This window comes from Actinoallomurus oryzae (genome assembly GCF_039541955.1).
GTDB lineage: Bacteria > Actinomycetota > Actinomycetes > Streptosporangiales > Streptosporangiaceae > Actinoallomurus > Actinoallomurus oryzae.
In genome coordinates this window covers 22,451-28,799 of record NZ_BAABHF010000079.1, presented here as the reverse complement: position 1 = coordinate 28,799, position 6,349 = coordinate 22,451, and the positions used below count along the sequence as shown (strand labels likewise).

Here is a 6,349-nt window from a genome sequence, read left to right as displayed (position 1 = left end):
GGGCTTCGGCGGGCGCCGCGGCAGGGGCTCCGGCCGTGGCGTCCGCCGGGGCCGCGCCGTGCGTGACCAGCACCGAGATCGGCGTACCGATGGTCGCGGTGGCGCCCTCGGGCACGAGGATCTCGCCGAGGACACCGTCCTCGTACGCCTCGTACTCCATCAGGGCCTTGTCGGTCTCGATGTCGACGAGCGAGTCACCGACAGAGACCTTGTCGCCGGGCTTCTTGTGCCACGAGCTGACGACGCCTTCCTCCATGGTGTCGGACAGGCGGGGCATGAGGATCTCGGACATGGTCTTCCTAACGGCGGCCGGTGGCGGCGAGCGTGTCGCGTACGGCGGTGACGAGGGACTCGGCCGACGGCAGCGCGGCGAGTTCCAGGGGCTTGGAGTAGGGGAGCGGGACCTCGGCCATCGCCACCCGGCGGACGGGCGCGTCGAGCCAGTCGAAGGCACCCTCCTGGATCGTGGCGGCGATCTCGGCGCCGATTCCGTACGTGAGCCAGTCGTCCTCGGCGATCACGGCGCAGCCCGTACGGCGGACCGAGGCGACGACCGTCTCGCGGTCCAGGGGGCGCAGGCTGCGCAGGTCCACGACCTCGGCGGAGACGCCGTCGGCGGCGAGCTTCTCGGCGACCTCGGCGGCGACGTGGGCCATGCGCGAGTAGGCGATGATCGTGATGTCGGTGCCCTCGCGGGTGACGGCGGCCCGGCCGATCTCCGCGGGCGTGACGTCGTCGGGCACCTCGCCCTTGGTGTTGTAGAGCGCCAGGTTCTCCAGGAACAGCACCGGGTCGTCGTCGCGGATCGCGGCCTTGAGCATCGCCGAGGCCTCGGCCGGCGTGCTGGGAGCCAGAACTTTAAGACCGGGGATGAAGGAGTAGAACAGCTCGACGTTCTGCGAGTGGGTGGCGCCGAGCTGCTGCCCGCCGCCCCCGGGCGTGCGGATCACCATCGGCACGCTGCACTGACCGCCGAACATGCCGTAGATCTTGGCCGCGTGGTTGACGATCTGGTCGAGGGCGAGCAGCGAGAAGTTGATCGTCATGATCTCGACGACGGGCCGCAGCCCGAGCATCGCCGCGCCGATCGCGGCGCCGACGAAGCCCTCCTCGGCGATCGGGGTGTCGCGTACTCGCCGGGGCCCGAACTCCTTCAGCAGCCCCTCGGTGATCTTGTACGAGCCCTCGAAGACGCCGATCTCCTCGCCCATGAGGAAGACGTCCTCATCGCGCAGCATCTCGGCACGGAGCGTGTCCCGCAGGGCCTGGCGGTAGGTGACGGTGGCCATCGGGGCTCCTTCAGAAGACCGGGTCGGCGGGCAGGCGGCGGGACTCGCCCGGCACCGGCGTCGCGTACGTGTAGTCGAACAGGGTGGACACGTCGGGGTGCGGGCTGTCGTCGGCGAACGCCGCCGCGTCGTCGACCTCGGCCTTGACCTCGGCGTCGAGCTTCTCGCGCGCCTCGGCGTCCAGGACGCCGCTCTCCTCCAGCTCCAGCGCGAAGCGCGCGAGCGGGTCGGCGGCCTTGAGCTGCTCCTTCTCCTCGGCGGTCCGGTAGCGCGCGGGGTCGACGACCGAGTGGCCCCGCAGCCGCGGGCTCGTCGTCTCCAGCAGGAACGGCTTCTTCTCCTCGCGCGCCCGCTCGATGGCGGCGTGCGCCGCCTCGCGTACCGCGATCACGTCGGTGCCGTCCACGCGCGCGCCCTCGATGCGGTACGCGGCGGCGCGCCGGTACAGCTCGGGCTCGGCGGAGGATTGGTCGACCGTGGTGCCCATGCCGAGGCCGTTGTTGATGACGACGTAGACGATCGGCAGGTCCCACAGCGCGGCCATGTTCAGCGACTCGTGGAAGGCGCCGATGTTGGTGGTGCCGTCGCCCATCTGGCACATGACGACCTCGTCGCCGCCCCGGTAGGAGATGGCCAGCGCGGCGCCGGTGGCGAGGGGAAGCTGGCCGCCGACGATGCCGTACCCGCCGAGCAGCCGCGTGCCGGTGTCGAACAGGTGCATCGACCCGCCCCAGCCCTTGGAGACGCCGGTGCTGCGCCCGTACAGCTCGGCCATGACGCGGCGGGCCTCGATGCCGCGGGCGAGGGCGTAACCGTGCTCGCGGTAGTTCGTGAACAGGTAGTCGCTGGGCTCGAGCGCGGCCATGAGGCCGGTGATCGTGGGCTCCTCGCCGAGGTTGAGGTGGCAGTACCCGCCGATCTTGGCCTCGGTGTACGCCCGCGCCGCGCGTTCCTCGAAGCGGCGGATCAGCAGCATCTGCCGGTAGTAGGCGACGAGGGTCTCGGGCCGTGGTTTGGACCTTCGCGTCCGGCGGGAACGCGCCGGGCTCCTCGTGTCGGTGTCAGCCATCGAGGTCTTCCCTTCGTACGCAGGCGGCGCGCCCTGGGGTGACCACGACGTGCGCCAAGAGATCAGCACCGATCAATGATCGATCATAGTTCAGTCGCCGGTGCCCTCCGAACGGCGGTCATCTACGATTGACGAGCGTGAACGCTCTCAACGCCCCGGCCCTGGTCCGCACCGGCCTCGGGGACCAGATCCGGCAGGTCCTCATCGACCGCATCACGTCGGGGGAACTCCAGCCCGGCGAGCGTATCGTCGAGCGTCGCATCGCCGCCGAACTGGGGGTCAGTCAGGCGCCGGTCCGCGAGGCGCTGCGGCAGCTGGAGGCGCTGCGGCTGGTCGAGACGATGCCCAACCGCGGCGCGCGCGTCCGGGAGTTCACCGAGGTCGACTTCGCGGAGTTCTTCCCCGTGCGCGCGGGTCTGGAGGAGACCGCGGCCGAGCTCGCCGCCCCGCATCTGGCCGGCCGGGTGGAGGCCCTGGAGGAGCACATCGAACGCCTGGCCACGGCGGAGGGCCCGGACGTGATGCGGCACAGCATCGCCTTCCACCGCGAGATCGTCGACGCCGCGGGCAACCGCCTGCTGCGCGAGGTCTGGGAGTCGCTGGGCATCGAGATCTGGACCACCCTGTCGGTCCGCCGCCACGACACCGAGCTGTGCGGCAAGACCGCCGAGCACATCGAGATCGCCGACGCCTTCCGTCGCGCCGACCCCCGCGTGGGCCGCATGCTCCACGACCACGTGATGAAGTACGCCCCCTGACCGGCTGGTTGTATTGATCACGAGCGTTGTTGACGGTTGCCAGGGGCACGTAGCGAAGGCAGGCCCCGGAAGATCGCCGGCAGGGCCTCCTGCGTCGCATCGTCGGCCGTCGCCAGGGCGATCCGTGCGCACCGCCGCCGTCGAGGCGGCCGAACGCTGTTGGCGGGTGACCGTCGCCGAGGCGCATTCCCGGCCAGGTGGGCGAGCACGCTCGCTGGCGGCTCACTTCCGGGCCAACGCCGGGCCCCACGCGATTTACGTGGACGGACCGTGGTGGATGTGGTTGGAGCGCCGCGGTCTCACGCCGCCCATCGTGACGGCGCCACCCCGGTCCGGCCTCACCCGGACCGGAGGCCGCCTCGGGCCGTGGCCGGCCGGACTCAGCGAGGCCGTCGCCGCGTTGCCCGCCGAGGCGCCGGCAGGGGAATCGTTCCGCGCCTGGCTGCTCCGGCACGGATTCGTACCCGGACACAGATGCCCGCCCTGCCCGCGGGCCCTACGATTCTGGCCACCAGCTTCGCCACAGCGTGCCGGCTGACCGGCGACAGATCGCTCACCTGGCCCAGCGCCCGCGTGGCAACCGTCGACCTGGGCTTGCGGACCGAGAACGGCCCGGACTGGTTCCGGGTCATGGACCTGGACGCCCGGATCTACGCCGCCCGCTACAGCCTCGCCGACCCCGCCTTGGCCCCGCCCGGGCATGAACTCATCCAGATCGCCGCCGCATGCGGCCCCCGTGAGCGGAAGTCCGACGCCGAACGCCGAGTGCGGAGCCTCCTCGACCAGACCTGGCCCGGCCGGCGCGCTGCGGTGCGATGGCACCAGAGCGCCCTGCGCACGCACCGCACCGGAGCCGTGGACCTGCCCGGGACGACAGGGCACGACCGCCCGGCCGTCAGCCGCGGCGACCCCTGAGCCTTGCCACGGACCGGTCCGCCGCGCCCGGGCTGCTCGCCGAGGTCGGGATCGCCGCCGCACGCCTCGCCGTCCAGCGGCTCGGCGAAACCCCAGGCCGGCCCGGGCCTGCGAGCGAGCCTGACGCTCGCCAGGGCCAAGCCCCGTCCCGGTGAACATGGCGGGCCGGCGGACCTTCATTAGGATCGGTGGCATGGGGCGCCCCAACGACGAGGTCGCCGAGCTCTTCCAGGAGTTCGCGGACCTGCTCTCGATCACCGGTGAGGCGGCGTACAAGGTGCGCGCCTACGAGAAGGCGGCCCGGTCCATCGCCGGCTACGCCGAGGACGTGTCGACCCTCGACCTCAAGGGGCTGCGGCAGATCCCCAACGTCGGCGAGGCCATCGCCAAGAAGATCCTCGACCACCGCGAGACCGGGATGATCCGCCAGCTCGAGGCCGTCCGGGCCAAGATCCCGGCCGGGGTGCGCGCCCTGACCGCCATCCCCACGCTCGGGCCCAAGAAGGCGCTCGTCCTGTACGAGGACCTCGGCATCTCCTCCGTCGACGAGCTCGCCGAGGCGATCCCGGCGGGGCGGCTGGAGGGGCTCAAGGGGTTCGGCGCCAAGACCGAGGAGAACATCCTCCACGGCATCGAGCTGATGAAGCGCGCCGGCGACCGCGTACTGATCGACGTGGCGATGGAGGTGGCCGAGGAGGTCGTCGCCGCGCTGTCGCCGCTCGCGGAGCGCTGTGAGTACGCCGGGTCGCTGCGGCGGTCGCGGGAGACCATCGGCGACGTCGACATCCTCGCCGCCGCGGTCGACTCCGCTCCGCTCATGGAGGCGTTCGCCGCCCTCCCGCTCGTCTCCGAGGTGATCGCGCGCGGGGACACCAAGACCTCCATCCGTACGACCAAGGGCCTCCAGGTCGACCTGCGCGTCGTCCCAGGCGAGTCCTGGGGCGCGGCCCTGCAGTACTTCACCGGCTCCAAGGCGCACAATGTCCGCACCCGCGAGATCGCCGTACGCGCCGGGCTGAAGCTGTCGGAGTACGGCCTGTTCGACGTGGAGAGCGGCGAGCTCGTCGTGTCCGCGACCGAGGAGGAGGTCTACGAGCGCCTCGGGCTGCCGTGGGTGCCGCCGACGCTCCGGGAGGACGGCGGCGAGATCGAGGCCGCGCTCAAGGGCACGCTGCCGCGCCTGATCCAGCTCGCCGACCTACGCGGTGACCTGCACAGTCACACCGACCTGACCGACGGCATCGCCCCGCTGGAGGAGATGGTCGCCGCCGCGGCGGCCCAGGGGTGGGAGTACTTCGCCATCACCGACCACGCGCCGAACCTGTTCATGCAGCGCATGACCGACGAGAAGATGCTCGCCCAGCGGGAGGCCGTGCACGCGCTGGGCGAGCGCTACCCGGGCCTCACGCTGCTGCACGGCACCGAGCTGAACATCGACGCCGACGGCGAGGTCGACTGGCCGGAGGAGTTCCTGTCCGGCTTCGACATCTGCGTGGCGTCGGTGCACTCGCTGTTCACCCAGGACCGCGAGACGATGACCCGCCGGATCGTCCGCGCCGTCGAGAACCCCGGCGTCCACGTCCTCGGACACCCCACCGCCCGTCTGATCGGGCGCCGCGAGCCCGTCGACTGCGACTGGGACGCGGTGTTCGAGGCCTGCGCCCGCCACCGTACGGTCGTGGAGATCGACGCGTTCCCCGACCGGCTCGACCTGCCCGCCGACCTGATCCGCCGCGCGCTGCGGTACGGGGTGAGGTTCTCCATCGACAGCGACGCCCACGCGACCGGGCACTTCGCCAACCTGCGGTACGGCGTCGGCACGGCGCAGCGCGGCTGGCTGACGCCGGACGACGTCGTCAACACCTGGCCGCTGGAGCGGCTCCGCGACTACCTCGGCACCGGCTGAGGCGGGCCCGCGAAGGCGCGCTTGAAGTCCGGGCACTCCACGAGCGTCTCGTGGGCGCAGGTGGCGGCGTGCCGCAGGCCGTCGCGCATCCGCGTCAGCCGGGCGATGTCCTCCTCCAGCTCTCGGGCCTTGACGGCCATCCGGGCGCGCAGGTCGGTGTCGCCCGGAGTGGCCACGAGGAACCGGCCGATCTCCGCGACGGTGAAACCCGCGCTGCGGGCGCAGGAGACCAGCGCGAGGCGGTCGAGCACGTCGGGCCGGTACGTGCGCCGCAGGCCGTTGCGGCCGGCCGGGGCGATCAGGCCCTTCTTCTCGTAGAACCGCAGCGCCGACGGCGCCAGGCCGGAACGCTCGGCCACCTCGGCGATGTCCAGCAGCGCCTCGCTCATCCCGCCTCCTTGACTTGAATCGC

The 6,349-nt window shown here is 71.8% G+C and carries 7 protein-coding genes; 3 read left to right on the top strand and 4 right to left on the bottom strand.

Going from position 1 to position 6,349, the window contains the following annotated elements:
- The 3 genes from ABEA10_RS50205 to pdhA all read right to left on the bottom strand — a co-directional run.
- Positions 1–292 (bottom strand): biotin/lipoyl-containing protein (locus ABEA10_RS50205; protein WP_345475812.1); only part of this gene is annotated, 292 nt, incomplete at its 3' end.
- Between the two features lie 7 nt (positions 293–299).
- Entirely contained in the window at positions 300–1,289 is a 990-nt protein-coding gene (locus tag ABEA10_RS50200) for an alpha-ketoacid dehydrogenase subunit beta (RefSeq protein ID WP_345475811.1), read from the bottom strand.
- Positions 1,290–1,299: 10 nt separating this feature from the next.
- On the bottom strand, positions 1,300–2,358 hold the full coding sequence (pdhA, locus tag ABEA10_RS50195) for a pyruvate dehydrogenase (acetyl-transferring) E1 component subunit alpha (protein WP_345475810.1): 1,059 nt from the start codon (positions 2,356–2,358) through the stop codon (positions 1,300–1,302).
- Positions 2,359–2,495: 137 nt separating this feature from the next.
- Here pdhA and ABEA10_RS50190 point away from each other — a divergent pair, with 137 nt between their 5' ends.
- The 3 genes from ABEA10_RS50190 (at position 2,496) to polX (ending at position 5,937) form a co-directional block, all read left to right on the top strand.
- On the top strand, positions 2,496–3,116 hold the full coding sequence (locus tag ABEA10_RS50190) for a GntR family transcriptional regulator (RefSeq protein WP_345475809.1): 621 nt from the start codon (positions 2,496–2,498) through the stop codon (positions 3,114–3,116).
- A gap of 474 nt (positions 3,117–3,590) precedes the next feature.
- The gene (locus ABEA10_RS50185; RefSeq protein ID WP_345475808.1) at positions 3,591–4,031 is read left to right on the top strand and encodes a hypothetical protein; all 441 of its coding nucleotides are present in this window, start codon (positions 3,591–3,593) and stop codon (positions 4,029–4,031) included.
- Between the two features lie 193 nt (positions 4,032–4,224).
- Entirely contained in the window at positions 4,225–5,937 is a 1,713-nt protein-coding gene (gene polX, locus ABEA10_RS50180; protein ID WP_345475807.1) for a DNA polymerase/3'-5' exonuclease PolX, read from the top strand.
- On the opposite strand, the gene ABEA10_RS50175 is transcribed toward polX, so the two are convergent.
- Complete coding sequence (locus tag ABEA10_RS50175) at positions 5,919–6,326, bottom strand: MerR family transcriptional regulator (protein ID WP_345475806.1); 408 nt, start codon at positions 6,324–6,326, stop codon at positions 5,919–5,921. The two genes, polX and ABEA10_RS50175, sit on opposite strands and share 19 nt — an antisense overlap.
- Positions 6,327–6,349: the final 23 nt, after the last annotated feature.

Excerpts from the sequence above, each read along its gene's own strand:
- pdhA (WP_345475810.1), bottom strand. The coding sequence starts at position 2,358 with ATGGCTGACACCGACACGAGGAGCCCGGCGCGTTCCCGCCGGACGCGA.
- ABEA10_RS50185 (WP_345475808.1), top strand. The coding sequence starts at position 3,591 with ATGCCCGCCCTGCCCGCGGGCCCTACGATTCTGGCCACCAGCTTCGCC.
- ABEA10_RS50200 (WP_345475811.1), bottom strand. The coding sequence starts at position 1,289 with ATGGCCACCGTCACCTACCGCCAGGCCCTGCGGGACACGCTCCGTGCC.
- ABEA10_RS50175 (WP_345475806.1), bottom strand. The coding sequence starts at position 6,326 with ATGAGCGAGGCGCTGCTGGACATCGCCGAGGTGGCCGAGCGTTCCGGC.
- polX (WP_345475807.1), top strand. The coding sequence starts at position 4,225 with ATGGGGCGCCCCAACGACGAGGTCGCCGAGCTCTTCCAGGAGTTCGCG.